This window comes from Pseudomonas sichuanensis, assembly GCF_024749065.1.
Taxonomy (GTDB): Bacteria; Pseudomonadota; Gammaproteobacteria; order Pseudomonadales; family Pseudomonadaceae; genus Aquipseudomonas; species Aquipseudomonas sichuanensis.
Genome location: NZ_CP087185.1, coordinates 4,944,138 through 4,965,390, shown reverse-complemented (window position 1 = coordinate 4,965,390; position 21,253 = coordinate 4,944,138). Strand labels below are relative to the sequence as shown.

8 protein-coding genes are annotated in these 21,253 nt (G+C 64.9%); 6 read left to right on the top strand and 2 right to left on the bottom strand.

The genetic code is table 11. The features are described from left to right. Nucleotides 1-191 precede the first annotated feature (191 nt). The 5 genes from LOY51_RS22415 to LOY51_RS22395 all read left to right on the top strand — a co-directional run bounded on the left by LOY51_RS22415 (nucleotide 192) and on the right by LOY51_RS22395 (nucleotide 17,832). Nucleotides 192-14,171, top strand: a complete 13,980-nt coding sequence (locus LOY51_RS22415) for an autotransporter-associated beta strand repeat-containing protein (RefSeq protein ID WP_258643119.1) — start codon at nucleotides 192-194, stop codon at nucleotides 14,169-14,171. A gap of 1,091 nt (nucleotides 14,172-15,262) precedes the next feature. Continuing rightward, entirely contained in the window at nucleotides 15,263-15,514 is a 252-nt protein-coding gene (locus LOY51_RS22410; protein WP_125860237.1) for a hypothetical protein, read from the top strand. Continuing rightward, entirely contained in the window at nucleotides 15,504-15,755 is a 252-nt protein-coding gene (locus tag LOY51_RS22405; RefSeq protein ID WP_125860235.1) for a DUF3077 domain-containing protein, read from the top strand. The genes LOY51_RS22410 and LOY51_RS22405 overlap by 11 nt, the downstream gene beginning before the upstream one ends. A gap of 333 nt (nucleotides 15,756-16,088) precedes the next feature. Next, nucleotides 16,089-17,450, top strand: coding sequence for a PAAR domain-containing protein (locus LOY51_RS22400; RefSeq protein ID WP_258643115.1), 1,362 nt, complete (start codon nucleotides 16,089-16,091; stop codon nucleotides 17,448-17,450). Continuing rightward, on the top strand, nucleotides 17,443-17,832 hold the full coding sequence (locus LOY51_RS22395) for a hypothetical protein (RefSeq protein ID WP_258643113.1): 390 nt from the start codon (nucleotides 17,443-17,445) through the stop codon (nucleotides 17,830-17,832). Before LOY51_RS22400 ends, LOY51_RS22395 begins: the two co-directional genes overlap by 8 nt. A 979-nt stretch (nucleotides 17,833-18,811) precedes the next feature. Here the strand turns inward: LOY51_RS22395 and LOY51_RS22390 are convergent. Continuing rightward, nucleotides 18,812-19,525 carry a DUF4225 domain-containing protein gene (locus LOY51_RS22390; protein ID WP_258643111.1) on the bottom strand — a complete coding sequence of 238 codons (714 nt, stop codon included), beginning with the start codon at nucleotides 19,523-19,525 and terminating at the stop codon, nucleotides 18,812-18,814. Next, complete coding sequence (locus tag LOY51_RS22385; RefSeq protein WP_258643109.1) at nucleotides 19,522-20,004, bottom strand: Hcp family type VI secretion system effector; 483 nt, start codon at nucleotides 20,002-20,004, stop codon at nucleotides 19,522-19,524. The genes LOY51_RS22390 and LOY51_RS22385 overlap by 4 nt, the downstream gene beginning before the upstream one ends. 683 nt (nucleotides 20,005-20,687) lie before the next feature. On the opposite strand from LOY51_RS22385, the gene LOY51_RS22380 reads away from it, so the two are divergent. Beyond that, nucleotides 20,688-21,251 (top strand): GNAT family N-acetyltransferase, encoded by a 564-nt coding sequence (locus LOY51_RS22380; protein WP_125465455.1) that lies wholly within the window; start codon nucleotides 20,688-20,690, stop codon nucleotides 21,249-21,251. The last annotated feature ends 2 nt before the right edge of the window (nucleotides 21,252-21,253 follow it).

Genomic DNA, 21,253 nt, shown 5'->3' with positions numbered 1-21,253 from the left:
CTGCCTCGAAATAGTATTAACACCATTTGACCGCCCCAAGCGGCGTGCTGTCCGTGCTTGAGCGGCTACACATTTCCACAAAGGAACTTGTAGCCAGGGTCAGGCGTTTCGGCCGGCGTATGTCGCGCTCCTGCATCACCGCGATACACGTATTCAAGGACTGAATGACCTGATCCACGAAGGAGCTCTCCGTGGACAGAAGTGTCGCCGCCCGTTTGCCTGCCCGTCTTTCGCAATTGTCCCTGGCTGTCAGCCTGGTTGTCGGGGGCATGGCCCTTTCCCTCAACAGTGAACAGGCGCTGGCCGTCTGTAGCGCGGCGGGGTCCACGATCACCTGCAACGGCGCGGCCAACCCGCTGGCGCCGAGCTATACCAACGGCGGCAGTGGCCTCACGGTCAACGTCAACCCAGGCGCCAGCCTGGGGACGCTGCTGGGCGTGGGCGGCACCTCGTTGTCGCTGGCCGGCAACAACAACACCTTGAACAACTCCGGCACCATCGACCCGACCTTGCTGGGGTTGCTGAGCATTCAGTCCAGTGCGGTGCTGATCGGCAACACCGGCACCGGCAGCACCCTCAACATCAACAACAACGCCACGGGCGTGATCAAGGGCACCGGTGCCTTGCTTGGCGCGAACCTGCTGAACCTCACGGGCATGGCGCTGGATGCGCGCAACGGTGCAGGTGGCACCACCACCATTACCAACGCCGGCAGCATCGGCTCCTCGGCGCTGGCCAGCCTGACCCTGGTGAGCGAGGACACCCCGGTGATCGCCGTCACCGGCGGCAGCACGGTGAACTTCACCAACACCGGCACCATTCTCGGCCGTGCAGCCTTCGAGGCCTCTGCGGCAGGCAACACCTTCACCAACGCCGGCACCCTCACCGGCAGCCTGTCGATGGGCGCCAACAGCACCAACCGCTTCAACGCCATCACCGGTTCCAGTGTCGGCGCGGGGCTGGGCGTCGGCGTGGCCCTGTTGGTCACCAGCAACCCCAACCTCGCCTACGCGGCAGCGGGCAAGATCGACGGCGGCGCCGGCGGTACCAACACCCTGGCGCTGCAAAACGCCATCGGCGGCGGCAGCGGCACCAGTGGCAGCGGCACCATCAACGCCAGCAACTACATCAACTTCAGCCGGCTGATCGTCGACAGCGGCACCTGGAGCTTGCTCGGCCAAGTGCTCAACGGCACCACCCTGACCACCCTGAATGGCGGCCAGGTCAACTTTGACAATTCCAGCGCGTTCGGCAGTGGTGCCATTACCGTCAATGGCGGTGGTCTGGCAGGCACCGTTGGCGGGCTGAACCTGAGCAACGCGCTGACCCTGAACGCCGGCCTGAACGTCGGCGGCGCCACCGACATGGCCCTCAGCGGCGTGGTCAGTGGTGTTGGCGGGCTGACCAAGACCGGCGCCGGCCTGCTCACCCTCGGCGGCACCAACACTTACAGCGGCGGCACCACCCTGGCCGCCGGCGGCCTCAACCTGACCAGCGCTGCGGCGCTTGGCACCGGCGGGCTCACCGTCAACGGCGCCGGCAGCCTGCAAGGCAGCGTGCCGCTGGTGCTGACCAACGCCGTGGCACTCAACGCCGCCCTCAGCCTGCCTGGCAGCAATGCCCTGACCCTGGGCGGTGTGCTCAGCGGTACCGGCTCACTGGTCAAGAACGGCAGCGGCAACCTGACCCTCAACGGTATAAATACCTTCAGCGGTGGCACCACCCTGGCCAACGGCACGCTCACCCTGGGCAACAGCAACGCCCTGGGCACGGGAGCCCTGGGCCTCACCGGCAACGCCAGCCTGGACACCACGGCGGCGATGTCCCTGGGCAACGCCATCAACCTGGGCAGCAGTGCCCTGACCTTGACGGGCAACAACGCACTCACCCTGGGTGGCGTGATCGGCGGCACTGGCAGCCTGGTCAAGAACGGCGCCGCCGACCTCACCCTCAACGGCGTCAATACCTACAGCGGCGGCACCAGCCTGGCCGCTGGCAAGCTTACCGTCGGTAATAGTGCCGCGCTGGGCACCGGAGCCCTGGCCTTGACCGGCAACGCCAGCCTCGATGCCAGCACCGCGGTCAGCCTGGGCAATGCGATCAACCTGGGCGCCAACACCCTCAACCTGCTGGGCACCAGCGCCACCACCCTGGGCGGCGTGATCAGCGGCACCGGCGCGCTGGTCAAGAACGGTGCCAGCGACCTGACCCTGAACGGCAACAACACCTTCAGCGGCGGCCTGACGCTGAACAACGGCAAGCTTACCGTCGGCCACAGCAACGCCCTGGGCGGCGGCGCACTGACCCTGGGCGGCAATGCCAGCCTCGATGCCAGCACCGCAGTCAGCCTGGGCAACGCCGTCAACCTCGGCGCCAACACCCTCAGCCTGCTGGGCACCAGCGCCACCACCCTGGGCGGGGTGATCAGCGGCACCGGCGCACTGCTGAAGAACGGCAGCGCCGGGCTGACCCTCAGCGGCAACAACACCTTCAGCGGTGGCACCACGCTCAACGCCGGGCAACTGATTGTGGGCCACAACAACGCCCTGGGTACCGGCGCGCTTACCCTTGGCGGCAATGCCGGGCTCGACGCCAGCACTGCGGTCAACCTGGGCAACGCCATCAACCTGGGGAGCAACACCCTGACCCTGGCAGGAAGCAACGCCACCACCCTGGGCGGGGTGGTCAGCGGAGCCGGCGCCCTGATCAAGAACGGCAGCAGCAACCTCACCCTGGCCGGTGCCAACACCTTCAGCGGTGGCCTGACCCTCAACGCCGGCACCCTGACCCTGGCCGACGCCGCCGCGCTTGGTACCGGGGGCTTGACCGTCGGTGGCGCCGCCACGCTGAGCAACACCGTGGCCATGGCCCTGAACAACGCCGTCAGCCTGGGCGGCAACCTGACCGTGGCCGGCGCCAACAACCTGATCCTGGCCGGCAACATCAGTGGCGCCGGCGGGTTGATCAAGAACGGCGCAGGCAGCCTGACCCTCAGCGGCAACAACACCCAGAGCGGCAGCACCACGCTCAACGCCGGCACCCTGGTGCTTGGCAGCAACACCGCGCTCGGCACCGGCGCGCTCAATGCCGCCGCCAACACCACCCTTGACAGCAGCGTGGCCGGGCTGAGCCTGGCCAACAACCTCAACCTGGCGGGCAACCTCAACCTGGCCGGCAGCAACGACCTCACCTTTGGCGGTGTGGTTGCCGGCGTCGGCGGCCTGACCAAGAACGGCACCAGCACCCTGGCCCTCAACGGTGCCAACACCTACATCGGCGCCACCAACCTCAACGCCGGGCGCATCGTGGTCGGCAGCAACACCGCGCTGGGCAGCGGCGCGCTCAATGCCGCCGCCGGCACCAGCCTGGATGCCAGCAGCGCGGTCACCCTCGGCAATGCCGTCAACCTGGCCGGTGCCCTGACCATCGGCGGTGGTGCCAACCTCGGCCTCGGTGGCCTGATCAGCGGTGCCGGCAGCCTGGTCAAGAATGGCAGCGCGACCCTGACCCTGTCCGGCCCCAATGCCTACCTGGGCGGCACCACCCTCAACGCCGGTGGCCTTGTGCTGGGTAACGGCGCCGCCTTGGGCGTAGGCAAACTGACCGTGGCCGGCGCCGGCAGCCTCGACACCAACGCCGCCGTCAGTGTCGGCAACGCCATCACCCTCGACGCCGACCTCACCCTGGCCGGCAGCAACAACCTCAACCTCAATGGCGTGATCGACGGCACCGGCCGTCTGATCAAGAACGGCAGCACCACGCTCACCCTCGGCGGACTCAACACTTACGCCGGTGGCACCCTGCTGAACGCCGGCGGGCTGGTGCTGGGCAACGGCAGTGCGATCGGCACCGGTACCCTGACCGTGGGCGGCGCGGCGAGCCTGGACAACAGCAGCGCCATCAGCCTGGGCAACAACGTCGCGCTCGACGCCAATCTCACTCTGGGCGGCAGCAACGCCCTGACCCTCGGCGGCGTGCTCAGCGGGGCAGGGCAACTGATCAAGAACGGCCTTGCCACCCTGACCCTCAATGGCGTCAACACCTACACCGGTGGCACCACCCTCAATGCCGGTGGCGTGGTCATCGGCAACGGCAACGCCCTGGGCAGTGGCGCCTTGAACGTGACCGGTGCCGCCAGCCTCGACAACAGCGCCGTGCTCAACCTCGGCAACAACATCGGGCTGGGTGCCAACCTGACCCTGGGCGGCAGCAACGACCTCACCCTGAGCGGGGTGATCAGTGGCACGGGCGGCCTGATCAAGAACGGCCTGTCTGACCTGACACTGGCCGGCAACAACACCTTCAGCGGCGCCATCGACCTGCTCGGCGGCAGCCTGACCACCGTCGGCACTGGCGCCCTGGGCAATGCCTCGGCGCTCAATGTCGGCGCCGGTGCCAGCCTCAACCTTGGCAACAGTACCACCGTCGGCGGCCTGAGCGGTGCCGGCACGGTGAACGTGGCGGGCGGCGGCAACCTGAGCGTGGGCGGCAACAACCTCAACAACGTCTTCAGCGGCGTGCTGGCAGGCGCGGGCGGGCTGGTGAAGAACGGCAGCGGCAGCCTGGATCTGTCCGGCGTCAGCGTGCTGGCGGGCAATACCACGGTCAATGGCGGCCTGCTCAACGTCAGCGGTGCCTTGGCCAGCGCCAACGTGCAGGTCAACAGCGGTGCCAGCCTGGGCGGCACCGGCAGCCTGGTGGGCGCCGTGGACATCGCCAATGGCGCGCACCTGCTGGCCAACAGCGGCGCCACCCTGAGTACCGGCTCGCTGACCCTGCACAGCGGCTCGATCCTCGATTTCGGCCTGGCCGGGCCGTCCACCGGCGGCACCGCGCTGGTCAACGTCAATGGCAACCTGACCCTGGACGGCACCCTCAACGTCACCGATATCGGCGGCTTCGGCGTGGGCATCTACCGCCTGTTCGACTACACCGGCGCCCTGGTCGACAACGGCTTGGTACTGGGTACGGTGCCTGGCGCCATGTTGCCAGGCGACCTGCAGGTGCAGACCTCGATCGGCAGCCAGATCAACCTGCTGGTGGGCGGCGGCTCCAGCACCGTGCAGTTCTGGGATGGTGGCCAGAGCGTGGCCAACGGTGTGATCGACGGCGGCACCGGCACCTGGAATGGCAGCAACACCAACTGGACCGACGTCAACGGGGTGCTCAACGGCAGCTGGGCCGCCGACTTCGCCGTGTTCCAGGGCACTGCAGGCGACGTCACCGTGGTCGGTACCCAGGCCGCCACCGGCCTGCAGTTCGTCACCAACGGCTACCGCCTGATCGGCGCCGGTGGCCTGGACCTGGTCAACGGCAGCAACGGCGCTTTCGCTGTGCGTGTCGACCCAGGCGTCACCGCCACGCTCAACGTTGGCCTGTCCGGCAGCGGCCAGCTGGCCAAACTGGACAGCGGCACCCTGGTGCTCAACGGTGCCAACAGCTACACCGGCGGCACCCTGCTCAACGGTGGGTCGCTGGTGGTCGGCAGCAACACCGCCTTGGGCACCGGCTCGGTCAGTACCGCAGCGGGCACCAGCCTGGACAGCAACACCGCCGTCACCCTTGGCAACGCCTTCACCCTCAACGGCGCGCTGACCGTGGCCGGCAGTGCCGACCTTGGCCTGGCCGGCATCGTCTCGGGCAATGGCAGCCTGATCAAAACCGGCGGCGGCAATCTCACTTTGGGCAACGCCAACACCTACAGTGGCGGTACCACGCTCGGCGCCGGCACCCTGACCCTGGGCAACGCCCAGGCGCTTGGCACTGGCGGCCTTACGGTCAACGGCGCTTCCAGCCTGACCAGCACGGGCGATTTCAGCCTGGCCAACAGCGTCGCCCTGAACGCCAACCTCTCCCTGCCGGGCAGCAACAACCTGACCCTCAACGGCGTCGTGAGCGGCACCGGTGGGCTGGTCAAGTCCGGCAGCGGCACCCTCACCCTCAACGGCAGCAACAGCTACCAGGGCATCACCAGCCTCAACGGTGGCACGCTTGTCGTGGGCAGCAACACCGCGTTGGGTACTGGTGCGTTGAATGCCGCAGGTGGTACCACCTTGAGCAGCAACGCCAACGTGACCCTGGCCAACCAGATCAACCTGGCCGGCAACCTGACCCTTGCCGGTGCCCAGAACCTGACGTTGGGCGGCAATATCAACGGTGTCGGCGGCCTGACCAAGACCGGCAGCGGCATCCTGACCCTGAACGGGACCAACGGCATCCTGGGCAACACCAACCTCAATGCCGGCACCCTGGTGCTCGGTAACGCCAGCGCCCTCGGCCTGGGCCAGCTCAACGCGGCCGCCGGCACCACACTGGACAGCAACACCGCGCTGAACATCGGCAATACCGTCAACCTTGGTGGCAACCTGACCATTGCTGGCAGCAACGACCTGGGTCTGGGCGGTCTCGTCACCGGTGCCGGCAGCCTGACCAAGAACGGTGCCAGCAACCTGACCCTCAGTGGCGCCAACACCTTCACCGGCGGTGTGACCCTCAATGCCGGCACCCTGACCCTGGGCAACAACCAGGCGCTGGGCACCGGTACCCTCACCGTCGGCGCCGCCGCCAACCTGGCTACCCTCGGCGCGCTGACTGTGGCCAACCAAGTGTTGCTCAACGGCAACCTGAGCCTGACCGGCAACAATGACCTGGCGCTGAACGGCGTGATCAGCGGCACCGCTGGCCTGAGCAAGACCGGCACGGGCAACCTGACCCTTGGCGCCGCCAACACCTACCAGGGCACTACCACCCTCAACGCCGGTACCCTCACCCTGGGCAACAACACTGCGCTGAGCCAGGGCAACCTTTCGGTGACCGGCAACAGCACACTGGCCAGCAGCGGGGTGCTGCAGGTGGCCAACGCCATCGGCCTTGGCAGCGGTACCACCCTTGGCGTCAGCAATACCCAGGCGCTGACCCTCAACGGCGTCATCAGTGGTGATGGCGGCCTGAACAAACTGGGCAGTGGCCAACTGATCCTCAACGGCAACAACACCTACACCGGCGGCACCGCGCTGCAAGCCGGCAGCCTGCTGCTGGGCAATGCCGGCGCCCTGGGCAGTGGCGCGCTGAACGTGAACGGTGCCGCCACCCTCGATACCAGCCTGGCGCTGGCGCTGGCCAACGCCATCAACCTGGCTGGCGGCAACCTCACCCTCGGCGGCGGACAGGCGCTGACCCTCAACGGCGTGGTCGCGGGCAACAACAGCCTGATCAAGAACGGCGCCGCCAGCCTGACGCTCAACGGCAACAACACCTACAGCGGCGGCACCACGCTCAACGGCGGTACCCTGGTGGTGGGCAGCAACACCGCCCTGGGCAGCGGTGCCCTGAGTGCCGGCGCCAATACCAGCCTCGATGCCAGCGGCGCGGGCGTTACCCTGGCCAACGCCGTGCACCTGGGGGGCCTGCTCAATGTGCTGGGCAGCGCCGACCTCACCCTCAACGGCGTGCTCGATGGCGTCGGTGGCTTGAACAAGTCGGGCGCTGCCACCCTGACCCTCAATGGCGCCAACAACTACCTGGGTGGCACCACCCTGAACGCCGGCCAACTGGTGGTCGGCAACGACAACGCGCTGGGGCAGGGCGCCCTGACCGTCGCCGGGGCCTCGACCCTGAGCGCCGGCAGCAACGTCAGCCTGGCCAACAACGTCACCCTCAACGCCGGCCTGACCGTCGCCGGCGTCAACGACCTGACCCTCAACGGTGTGCTCAACGGCACCGCCGGGCTGACCAAGAACGGCAGCGGCAACCTGACCCTCAACGGCAACAATGGTTACCAGGGCGGTACCCAGCTCAATGCCGGGCGCCTGACCCTGGGCAGCAGTGGCGCCCTGGGCACCGGCACCCTTTCGGTCAGCGCCGATGCCGCCCTGGCCAACAGCGCACCCATGGCCCTGGGCAACACCATTGCCCTGAGCAACAACGCCAACCTGACCTTCGACGTCAACAACGCGCTGATCCTCAGCGGTGACCTCAGTGGTACCGGCAACCTGATCAAGACCGGCGTCGACGACCTCACCCTGGTTGGCGTCAAGACCTTCACCGGTGACGTCGATATCCAGGCCGGCTCCCTTACCACCCTGGGCAGCGGCGTGCTGGCCAACGTCGACACCCTCAACGTTGGTGCCAGCGGCCAGTTCAACCTCAATGGCAATGCCAGCCTGGGCAGCCTGACCGGTAGCGGCCTGGTCGATGTCGGTGTCGGCAGCGTCCTGAGCCTGGGCAGCAACAACCTCAACAGCACCTTCGCCGGCGGCCTCAACGGCCTCGGTGGCCTGACCAAGGTCGGCACCGGCACCCTGACCTTGACCGGCACCAGCAACCTCGCCGACAACACCCAGGTCAACGGCGGCACCCTGAAGGTCGATGGCACCCTGGGCAGCAACCTGCTGACCGTCGCCAGCGGCGCCACCCTCACCGGCAGCGGCAGTGCCAACGCCACGGTGGTCATCAACAACGGCGGCCACCTGGCCGGGCAGAGCGGTAGCACCCTGGGGCTCGGTTCCCTGGTGCTCAACAGCGGCTCGGTCGTCGATGCCGGCCTCGGCTCGCCCGCCTCCGGCGGTACCGCACTGTTCAACGTCGGCGGCAACCTGACCCTCGACGGTACGCTCAACGTCAGCAATATCGGCGGCTTCGGCAACGGCGTGTACCGGATCTTCGACTACGCCGGCTTGCTCACCGATAACGGTCTGGACTTCGGCAACCTGCCCTTTGGCTTCGGCCTCGGCGACCTGAGCCTGCAGACCAGCCTGGCCAACCAGGTCAACCTGCTGGTCAGCGCCAGTGGCCAGAACATCCTGTTCTGGGACGGCAGCGACACCACCGCCAACGGCCAGGTCAACGGCGGCACCGGCACCTGGAACGCCGGCAGCAACAACTGGACCGACCTCAACGGCACCACCAACAGCGCCTGGAACGGCAGCTTCGCGGTGTTCCAGGGCACTGCCGGCGATGTCACCGTGGTTGGCCCGCAAGCCATCAATGGCATGCAGTTCGTCAGCAACGGCTACCGCCTGCTGGGCGGTGCCGGCGGTGTGCTGAACCTGGTCAACGGCAGTAGCGGCGACACCAGCGTGCGTGTCGACCCGGGGGCCGTCGCCACCCTCGACGTGGCCCTGGCCGGCAGCGGCAAGCTGAACAAGCTCGACAGCGGCACCCTGGTGCTCAATGGCAGCAACAGTTACAGCGGCGGCACCACCCTCAGTGGTGGCACCTTGATCGTCGGCAGCGACAGTGCCTTGGGCAGCGGCGTGCTGAGCACCACGGCGGGTACCACCCTGGACAGCAACAAGACCGTGGCACTGGGCAACGCCATCAGCCTGGCCGGGCCGTTGAACATCGCCGGCAGCAACGACCTGGCGCTCAATGGCGACATCAGCGGCAGCGGCGGCCTGGTCAAGGCCGGCAACGCCAGCCTGCTGCTGGCCGGCAACAACAGCTACAGCGGCAACACTGCGCTCAACGCCGGTACCTTGATCGTCGGCTCCAACACGGCGCTGGGCAGCGGCGCGCTGAATGCGGCTGCCGGCACCAGCCTGCAGAGCAGCCAGGCCGTGACCCTGGCCAACAACCTCAACCTGGCCGGCCTGTTCAACGTGCTGGGCAGCAACGACCTGACCCTCGGCGGCACCCTGGCGGGTGTCGGGCGCCTGGTCAAGAGCGGTGCCTCGGCGTTGACGCTCAATGGCGCCAATACCTACAGCGGTGGTACCGAGCTGCAGGCGGGCACGCTGGTGCTCGGCAACAACGCAGCGCTCGGCAGTGGTGGCCTGAGCGTCACCGGCAACGCCAACCTCGACAGCAGCAGCGCGGTCACCCTGGGTAATCCGGTGGCCGTCAGCGGTACGCTGAACGTGCTGGGCAGCAACGACCTGCAACTGGCCGGCGTGCTCAGCGGCAACGGCACCCTCAACAAGAGCGGCCTGGCCGACCTGACCCTGTCGGGCAACAACACCTTCAGCGGCATCATCAACCTGCTCGCCGGCAGCCTCAGCACCATCGGCACCACGGCCCTGGGCAGCCAGAGCGAGCTCAATGTCAGCAGCGGCGCCACCCTCAACCTGGACGGCAACACCACCCTGGGCGACATCGGCGGCAGCGGCGCCATCCAGATTGCCGCGGGCAACAGCCTGGGCGTGCAGGGCGGCGTATTCGCCGGTGACATCAGCGGTACCGGCACCCTGAACAAGCTGGGCATCGATACCCTGACCCTCAGCGCCAGCAACAGCCACAGCGGCACCACCAACGTCCAGGCCGGTGGCCTGGTGGTCAACGGCAGCCTGGCCAGCAACACGGTCAACGTTGCCAGTGGCGCCACCCTCGGCGGCAGTGGCAGCATTGGCGGAACGGTGGCGGTGGCCAACGGCGGCACCCTCAGCGCCGCCAGCGGCAGCACCCTGAACGTCGGCAACCTGGTGCTTGGCAGCAGCGCCAACTTCAACGCCGCCCTCGGTGCGCCGATCGGCAGCACCCCACTGGTCAACGTGGCCAACAACCTGACCCTCGGCGGCACGCTCAACATCACCGATATCGGTGGCTTCGGCGCCGGGGTGTACCGCCTGTTCGCCTACGGCGGCAGCCTGGTCAACAACGGCATGGCCATCGGCAGCACGCCGGTACCGGCCAGCGACCTGACCGTGCAAACCGCCATCGCCAACCAGGTCAACCTGGTGGTGGGTGGGGCCAGCAACGTGCTGTTCTGGGATGGCAGCCAGTCCGTCCCCAACGGCGTGATCGACGGCGGTAGCGGCACCTGGGATGCCACCAACACCAACTGGACCGACGCCAACGGCGTGCTCAACACCCCATGGAACGACACCTTCGCGGTGTTCCAGGGCACCCCAGGTACCGTCACCGTCAACGGCAGCCAGAGCATCGGTGGCATGCAGTTCGTCAGCAACGGCTATGTACTCAATGCTGGCGCCGCCGGTGAGCTGCTCACCACCGGCACCACCAACCTGCGGGTCGATAACGGCGCAACGGCCACCCTCAACGTCGCCCTCAATGGCACCGGCAGCATCGCCAAGTACGACACCGGTACCCTGGTGCTCAACGCCGCCAACGGCTACAGCGGCGGCACCGCGCTCAACGGCGGCACCCTGGTGGTGGGCAACAACAGCGCCCTGGGCAGCGGCGCGTTGACCGCAGCCGCCGGCACCACGCTGGACAGCAACAGCGCCGTCACCCTGGCCAACAATGCCGTGCTCAACGGCGCCCTGGCCATTGCCGGCAGCAACGCCCTGGAACTGGCCGGCAACATCAGTGGCGCGGGCGGCCTGATCAAGAACGGCAGCGCCCAGCTCACCCTCAGCGGCAGCAACAGCTACACCGGCGGCACCCTGATCAACGCCGGTAGCGTGGTGGGCGACAGCGACAGCCTCAAGGGCGCCATCGTCAACAACGCCGCACTGACCTTCGAGCAGAACGCCAACGGCAGCTACACCGGCAACCTCACCGGCAGCGGCACCCTGACCAAGGCCGGCACCGGCGAGCTGCTGCTCACCGGCAACAACGGCCTCACCGGCGCCACCAACGTCAACGCCGGGCGCCTGGTGGTCAACGGCCGCCTCGACAGCGCCACGGTCACGGTCGCCACCGGCGCCAGCCTGAGCGGCAGCGGCACCCTGGCCGGTGCGGTGCAGATCCAGAACGGCGCCACCCTCGCCGCAGGCCCTGGCAGCACGCCGTTGTCGGTGGGCAGCCTGAGCCTGGCCTCTGGCAGTACCCTGGACTTCAGCCTTGGCGCACCCAATGCGGCGACCACTGTGGTGCAGGTGGACGGCAACCTGACCGTCGACGGCACCCTCAACATCACCGACGCCGGCGGCTTCGGCCCAGGGGTATACCGGCTGTTCAGCTATGGCGGTTCGCTGACCGACAACGGCCTGGTGTTCGGCGCCATCCCCGGCAGCGTGGTGCTGGGCGACCTGAGCCTGCAGACCGCCATCGCCAACCAGCTCAACCTGGTGGTGCAGGGCGCCGGCGGTTCGCTGCAGTTCTGGAACGGCAGCCAGACTACCCCCAATGGCAGCATCGGTGGCGGCAGCGGTACCTGGAACTCGGCCACCAACTGGACCAACTCCACCGGCACCGCCAGCAACAACTGGGGCGCGCAGTTCGCCGTGTTCGGTGGCCAGGCCGGCACCGTGACCGTGGACGGCAACCAGGCGTTCACCGGCATGCAGTTCCTCACCAATGGCTACCAACTGGTGGCCGGCAACAATGGCAGCCTGACCGCCACCAACGGTAGCGGCGGCAGCCTCGCGGCGGTGCGTGTGGATGCCGGCGCCACGGCGTTGATCAGCGCGCCGCTGGTGGGTACCGGCGGTATCCAGAAACTCGACTCGGGCACCCTGGTACTGGCCGGCGCCAACACCTACACCGGCGGCACCACGGTCAGCGGCGGTACCCTGATGGGCAACACCACCAGCCTGCAAGGCAACATCCTCAACAACGCCAGCCTGGTATTCGCCCAGGGCGCCAATGGCACCTTCAACGGCAGCCTGACCGGTACCGGCACCACCACCAAGACCGGCGCCGGCACCTTGCTGCTGACCGGCAACCAGGCCTTCAGCGGCGCCTTCAACGTCAACCAGGGCGTGCTTGAGGTGGGCAATGCCGCCAACCCCGGCGCCAGCCTCGCGGCGCAGGTCACCGTGGCCAATGGCGCCGCGCTGACCGGTACCGGCACGGTCGCCAGCCTGGTCAACCAAGGCACGGTAATGCCGGGCAAGGGCGGTGAACTCAGTGTCACCGGCAACTTCACCAACGCCGCCAGCGGCAGCCTGCTCGTCGATGTCAGCGGCAACCCGACCAGCTACCTCGACGTCGGCGGCACCGCCAACCTCGGCGGCAGCCTGCAGGTGGTCAACCTGGCGGGCTTCAGTGGCAGTGGCCATTACACCGTGGTCACTGCCGCGGGCGGTGTCACCGGGACCTTCGCCAGCACCAACCTGAGCAACTCGGCGTTCCTCAACAGCGCCGTGGCCTATGGCGCCAACCAGGTGACCCTGTCGCTGAGCCGCAACGGCACCGGCTTTGCCGGGGTCGCTTACACCGGCAACCAGCGTGGCGTGGCAACCGCCCTCAGCGGCCCGGGCGCGCCAGCCGAGTTGACCGGCAATATCCTGCCAATGAGCGCGGCGCAGGCGCGGGCGGCGTTCGACAGCCTGTCCGGCGAGATCCACGCCAGCACGGCGAGCGTGCTGATCGAGGACTCGCGCTACGTGCGCGAAGCGGTCAACGACCGCCTGCGCCAGGCCGATTGCAGCCGCCAGGACGACCCGCGTCGCACCCTGGCCCCCAGCGCCAACCAGCAGCTCACCAGCGAAGGTTGCCAGGGCCAGGCCGTCGGCTGGATCCGCGCCCTCGGTGGTTGGGGCGACTTCGATGGCAGCAGCAGCCACGCCAGTGTCGATCGCGACCTGCAGGGCTTCATGCTTGGCGTCGACCGGGCACTGGACGAGCAGTGGAAGGTCGGCGTTGCCGCCGGCTACACCAACTCCAGCATCGATGCGCACCAGCGCCGTTCGGATGCTTCGGTCGACAGCTACCACCTGAGCACCTACCTGGGCTACCAGCTGGACGCCTTCGCCGCCCGCCTGGGCGTGGCCTACAGCTGGCACGACATCGACACCAAGCGTGACGTCGAGGTGGGCGCCTACAACGACCGCCTCAAGGCCAAGTACAAGGCCCGCAGCGCCCAGGTGTTCGGCGAAGTGGGCTACGCCATCGACGCCGGCGGCATTGCCCTGGAGCCGTTTGCCGGGCTGGCCTACGTCAACTACGACAGCGATACCGCCCATGAGAAGGGCGGGGCAGGGCGGCTGGAGGGTAGCGTCGATCAGGACGTGACCTATTCCACCCTGGGCGTGCGCGCCGGCAAGCGTATCGAGCTGGCCAACGGCACCGCCATCACCCCGCGCGCGTCGTTGGGCTGGCGGCATGCCTTCGGCGACACCAAGCCCGACGCCGACCTGCGGTTTATCGAAGGCGGGGCAGGTTTCAGTAGCTCGGGTGTGCCGATTGCCAAGGATGCGGCGGTGGTCGAGGCCGGGTTGGACCTGGCGGTGGGCGAGAGTGGCAAGCTGGGCATCGGGTATTCCGGGCAGCTGTCCAATGATGCCCGCGACCATGGGGTGACGGTGAGCTTTAGCATGGGGTTCTGAGGGTTATGGCCGGGGCCGCTTTGCGGCCCTTTCGCAAGGCGAGCGGCGGTGAGACAACAGGCATGACTGGCCGAAACAGATGTGGGAGAGCTATTGCCAAATCCTAGGTGTGACGCCCATTAGCCTGTCTTGAGACCGCATGATGGCCACCAGGTGCATGACGGTAGCCTTGCAGCGCTCTGAAGATCGAGCGCCGCCCGCGCGGCGCATCGCTGGCAAGCCAGCTCCCACATTTGTTTCGGGACAGTTACTCCTGTGATTTCACCACTGTCCGCCTTGTTGGTTCGACTTGGTATTGAGGTGGGCACCACTGGCGCCTCGCCCGACTTGAGACATGCGCCAAGGCGGGCAGCGGTACCTTCGCAGGACTAATTGGCCCGAAACAAATGTGGGAGCTGGCTTGCCAGCGACGCGCCGCGCGGGCGGCGCTCGATCTCATAGGCGCTGCAAAGCTTTCGCCTGGCACCTGGTGGCCCTCACCCAATCTTCCGCCATGCAACTGGTGGCCATTACCCAATCCTGATTCCCCAGGGCCAGCGGTGTGACGCCCAAGGGCCTGTCTTGAAATCGCATGAGGGCCACCAGGTGCATGACGGTAGCCTTGCAGCGTTCTCAAGATCGAGCGCCGCCCGCGCGGCGCTTCGCGGGTAAACCCGCTCCCACAGTTTGTTTCGGGCCAGTCTCTCCTGTGCCATCACCTGGTCCGCCTTGTTGGCATGGCGCGAAATCGCGTTGGCACGGTCAGCGTGGGGGCAGGCCAGAAGGCGTAAGACATTTCCGAATCTGAAACCAAATACTTCAATCGGCCAGCGCTTGGGACCTATCCTACGCGCCTGTCGGAAGGCTCTGCATTGGCTGGGAAATACCTCGGGGGTAACGTCGCTGGGTCGTCACATTTGGCGACCGGGTGTGAGAAGCCCGTGGTGTTTTCAGTAGCAGGCCGCCTGTTATGGCAGCCGTGCGCGTGCAGACTCCGGTCTGGCCGTGGTGCTCTGAACACGGTCTTCTCACCTCGCGTACGGCTGCCACCCTTGTCTGTGAGAAGGATGTCGGTGGTTGCTCATGAAAACTACTTTCAGAGAGTGACAACTATGAAAAAGATCGTCCCCGATCCACCGTATCCGATTCCTTTCATCACCATCATCAACGACCTCACCGCCGAGCAGGCCATGGCCCATGCCGCCACGTTGATGGACCCCCTCGTCGATACCGTCCACGCCTACGCCGATTGTCCTCCCGAGCTGCGTTCGGACATCCTGCTGGACAACGCCTCGGTCCTCACGCAATTGGTGATCGCCCTGATCAACCACGCCAAGTCCAAGAGGGCCGCCCATGAGCGATAAAAGCCTCTACGGCCCGACCGAGGGCAGCACCACCTGCCTGGACCTGTTCTGCATCAAGCCGGGCATCCCGTTCGAACATGCCTTCGGCGAGCTGTCCGCGCTGCTTGGCTGCATCAGGCACCTGACTACTGAAGCTGAAATGGAGGGTGATTTGCTGGCCGGCAGCGCCGCGCGGATCCTGAGCGGGTTGGCCAAGGGGCTGATCGATGACATGGAGTCGGGAATGAGCCAAGGCAAGTAAACCCATCACTTATCGAGACTGCCGGGCAGTCTCGATGTGCCAAGGTCGTGACGCTGCATCGTGGTGGCGCTGCTGCCGTTGCACTGGCCTTGTGAATGGGATGCCAGGTGGGCCTGACCTTCTGATACATAACAACCCACTGTTGCGGAGGACTGTCTCCAGAACAAGGCATGTTCGAGTGAGTGTTCTGCTGTTGCTGTAGGACGTTTCTCGATCCGCTTCCGGTGCCGTCGGAGGCGTCATCAAGCTGCTAGCGTTCGGCGTTTTCTGCGTACAAAGGAAAGGCCGCATGACCCGCAACTCTTTCAAGGGCATCGCCGCAGGTGACCGCCCATGACCTATCGCATCGTGATTTTCGGCAAGGGGCAGGGCCTGGTGGGCGACCGCACCACCACCGGCGCCACCTGCATCGGAGACCGCGCAGCGGGTAACGTGAATGGCCGCGCCTGGCTGCTCGAAGGCGACCAGACCACCGCCTGCCCGAAGTGCGGACAGGTGGGCACCCTCATCGACGGCGAACAGCGCTTCCTCCAGGATGGCGTACCCACCGTCGTCGACGGCGCCCGCGTGCGCTGTGGCTGCCCGTTGGGCAGCAACCGCCTGATCGCATCCTCGCAGGCCGCCCCGGCCAAGGCGCCTGTCACTTCACCGGTGGCTGCTGAACGCGCCACACTCACCCCACAAGCCGCCATGGCGACCCCTGCAGGGCTGCAACCCGGTTTCTACATCGTGCCGCGCAGCATGACCGGCGAGCAGGTGCTGCAACAGCTGGCCGCGCTGCCGGGCAACCTGCCGCTGTCGCTGGTGCGTCGCCTCAACCCCACCTTCGACGAGGGCTTCAAGGCGGGCGAGCTATTCGTGCTTGGCGCCCCCGAGCACAGCTACGCCTGCACTCGCGAAGAAGCCGAATTGATGGCAGCGGCCCGCAGTGCCCGGGCGTCGCTGGCGCAGCTCAGCACCGAAGAAGCCGACTTCATGATGCGACACATGGCCGAGATCGCCGGTGTGCTCAACGGCGCGAGCCAGTCGATGGGGGTGGGCAAGGACATGCTGTCGCGGGGGCTGGGTCAGGTGGAAGACACACTCAAAGGCATCGAGCGTTTGCACCAGCGCGAGTTCATTGCGCATCGGCACCTGAACAGCCCGCAGTTCTTCGCCGAGCGCAAGGCGCTGTCTGGCCAGCTGAATGCACAGCTGCGCAGCGCGTTTCTCGGCAAGTACCTGAACCTGGGGCAGCACGAGGACTTGCGCCGGGGGCTGGGGATCTCGACCAAGAGCCTGGTGCATCACTGGTCGAAGGCCGGCGCGCCGGGGGCGATTCCTGGGTATGCGACGCACCTGGATGAGGTGGCGAAGATGACCAAGTACCTCAAGTACGGCGGGCATGTGGCGGTGGGGGTGGGGGCGACATCGTCGTACATGAAGATCTACGAGGCGTGCCGGGCGGGGGAGACCGAAACGTGCAAACGGATTAGGTTCACTGAGACAGGCAGTTTCACCGGTGGTTTATTGGGTGGATCTTTAGGAGCAACCTTGGGAGGTTATGCAATCAAGGCGGTCTGTCGTTTCACTCCCCATGGCAGAGCTATTTGTGGTGTCGCCGTTGTTGGTGCTGGATCCTTTGCTGGTAGTTCAGGGGGGGGCGCTGGAGGCGAGGCGTTGGGAGAGTTCATTCATGGAGTCATCTATGACTGATCCCGCCAATTGGCCTGTTGCTGCAAAGTTGATTCTATTGTTGGTGCCCACGCTAATTATCATAGTCGGAATGTTCGCGACGTGGCTGGTTGCAGGTACGCAGCATTTTTCTGCTCTGTGCGAGGCATTCAAGAATAGTCGTGGTTTGGAAGATGATCGGAAACTATGGGGTACATTGACACTCCGCTCGCGTGTGGTGATTGTCGCGGGCGTAAGTGTTGGTGTGGCCTGGCCAAAATTTGGCATTCGTCATGGCTGGTTGAGTGAATACGATTATCGGACTGTTCCGATTTTTTTAAAGCGCTGTCTGCAACTGTCATTTTGGGCCAACACCCTAGGGACATGTTTGCTGGCGGTAAGTTACTGCCTGATAAAGTGCTGAGGCCGGGGACACGCTGGGCATGTCGGCAGGGTTTTCTATAATCACGTAACACGTCGAATTCTGCCGTCTGCATCCATACCGCAGGCTGACACTGGATAATATGTCGGACATGCCTTGTCCTGGGAGCGGTGGTTCGCCGCTGCGGCGCTTATGGTAGGTCTCAGCAAGTGATGGACTATTTTTTAGCACTTCCTGAAAACGCCCAGCAGTGGAAGAGAACCATGAATACTGATGAAAAGAAAATCAAACCTCGGAAATTCATGTGGGTTTCCTCAAAGTCTATGAAAATCAAAAAGCTTCTGTGTGTGATCAAGTGCAAGTAAAGTCCTGCAGTTGCTGTGTTGTAGATGTAGCTTGTGATAGCGGCGGCTAGTGATTGAGTGTTTTGAATGGCGTGGCGCCTCAAGATGACTGAGGCGCATATGTCTGATACGACAAAAAGTGCAAGTGCAAAAATCATTCGCGAAAATACTCTTTGACCCATTGGTGCATCTGGCTGCATCAGGCACCTGATCACCGAAGCTGAAATGGAGGGTGATCTCCTGGCCGGCAGCACCGTGGGGATCCTGAACGGGCTGGCCAAGGCAAGTAAAGGCCAACACTTATCGAGACTGCCGGGCAGTCTCGATAGGCCAAGCTTATGAGTTTCCGTTGATGGCTATTTTCCTCTAGCACCTCACAATCCAAGTTTCCATGGGTCATTCTTTGAAATTCGCCGGAAATGCCCAGCAATGAAAAAACACCATGAAGAAGCAGAATGCAAATGAAACGGGCCAAAGCCTTGCGTACAGTTCTGTGATGTCAAGCACCAATAGGAACTTATTGTGGATGGCCATGTAGAGATATAGTGCTCCGATCAGCGTGTTATAGAAGTAGCCGAAAATTGCACCAGGCCAGGAGCAATTATCATGTGCCAGGTAAGATTTGAGTTTTAATGAGGCAGTAATATCAATTATGATAAATGCGGACAGTGCAATTATCATTTTCGGAAGTGCTCTAAAATCAATTGGTAGCTCGTTAACCCGCTGATAACTCCTTCCAGAAGCAGTGTATGATGCCCCATCACGCGGAATGCTCGCGCTCGGTCAACGTCATGATATTTGTAGAGGCGCCACGCTCCTGGCTTCAGTAGTTTTCGAAAAAACACACCGTACCCGGCCATACCCAGATCTGCTGTGTAATAGGCAATATTACCCTCTCTTTCGCCATGTCCCAGTTCACTGGCGATATGTTGATACCCCTTGCGAACAGGGCCGACGGTATCGCTTCGTTTGTTCCACATATTGCTCGCGTTTTCGTAAACGTTGTTTGCACCGTGGGCGAGCATAGGCGCCCCAAAAAAAGTGCATAAGAGGGGGCCTGTCGCGCAGGCGCCTGCGCCCGCTGCCATCTGGCTGACTCCACCAACTAGCCCAATGGCCTGCAGGCCCAACGTCTCAGCCTGGCCCCGTAGGCTCACTTCCTCCGCCCTGAGCAACTTCAACCCGTCCTCTGGGCTCAGTTCACGCAGAGCCACTTTGTCCATAACCTGTTTGGAGAAATAGGCAATCTCCCGATTGAACTGCATCCGACCCATGCCATGGCTCAAATGCCGTGCACTGACCGTGCAGGCGAACGCAGTCAGGCGCGTAGCGGCCTGGTTTACATCCCAATAGTCGGGCCCCAGCGGATAGTTACCTTGACGAGCGCTCATGTGAGGTCTCGCCAGGCGACACGGGCCGAGGTGCTGCCGGTGTGGTGGATCCAGCTGATATCGCGGTAACGGATTGCCAGGTGTTCCTGAGCCTCCTGGTCGCTTTGCAGCATGCTGTGGGGCATGTCCACGCGCTGCTCCACCAGCACCGCGCCGCCGAGCTTGAGGGTGAAGTAGCGTTCCAGAAGCCCGGCGGGGTTAGTGCGGTAGAAGTTGAGGTTGCATTCAAGGCGTTCGCCGCTGTCCAGAGCCTGGGCCAGCAGTGGGGTCGCCTTGTCGACGAACTTGGTGATCAGCACCGGTTGGTGCAGGGCACGCTGGCTGTCGTCGCCGATCAGCTGATGTGCGACTGAGAGCACCATCACCTCGTCGGTGTGTCCCGCCTGGCAATGATTGCCAATCGAGGCCTCGGTGGAGCAGCCAGCGGAAATCAGGCCCTGACGGTCGCCGTTGATGGACAAGTAGCTGAGATAAGCCATGGGTTCACTTCTCTGGGTTGAAAAGAGTAAGACCCTAGGGCAATGGCAGCGGCGACGATGCAGGACGGCTCCGATGGCCGGCTCAGAATCAGCGGCATCCTGCGCGGCTCAGGTCCTACAAGGCGGTGTGGCGGATAAACATCAGAGCCCGCTGAGGTGACTGGTGCTGCTACTGCCTTGCGACATGCACCAAGGCGGGCAGCGGTACTTTCACAGGAATAATTGGCCCGAAACAAACTGTGGGAGCTGCGGTTCGCCGCTGCGACTTGCCAGCGATGCGCCGCGCGGGCGGCGCTCGATCTCATAGGCGCTGCAAAAACATCGGCAGGCACCTGGTGGCCTTCACCCTATCTCCCGCCATACACCTGACGGCCATTACCCAATCCTGATTACCCAAGGCCAGCGGTGTGATGCCCAAGGGCCTGTATTGGGATCGCATGTGGGCCACGAGGTGCAGGGCGGAAGATTTTCAGCGCCTATGAGATCGAGCGCCGCCCGCGCGGCGCTTCGCGGGTAAACCCGCTCCCACAGTTTGTTTCGGGCCAGTCTTTCCTGTGCCATCACCTCGTCCGCCTTGTTGGCACGACACGCCATCGCGGTGGGCGCCGTTTGTTTTCCCGGATGCCAGACCATGCCACTGTCGCTAGACTGTCATCTCCCCACCACCGGACAGGAGTCCCGGCGTGCCCGACCCCCGCAGTTTCCCCAGCGACCTGAGCCTGCAAAGCCCACGCCTGCAGCTGCGCCCCATGCGCCATGGCGATGCGCAGCAATGGCTGACCATCATGGCCGACCCCGAAGTGATGCGTTACTGGTACCACGCCCCGTGGCAGACCCTGGCCGAGGCCGAGAGCGCCCTGGCCGCCGACCGTGAAGCCTATGCCGCCGGCCAGTTGCTCAAACTGGGCATGTACCGCCGCGACAACGGCGAGCTGATCGGCATGGTCCAGCTGTTCAACCTCGAAGAGGGCTCGCGCCGGGGCGAGATCGGCTACTGCCTGGCCAAGTCCGTCCAGGGCCGCGGCTACATGGACGAAGCCCTGACCTGCTTCATCGACTACCTGGCCCACACCCTGCACCTGCGCCGCCTGGAGGCGGAAATCGACCCGCGCAACCAGGGTTCGGCGCGCACCTTGGAGCGCCAGGGCTTCGTGCTCGAAGGCACGCTGCGCGCGCGCTGGTGCGTGGCCGGCGAGCTGTCCGACTCAGGGCTTTATGGGTTGCTGCTCGAGCCGCCTGTTGCCTGACG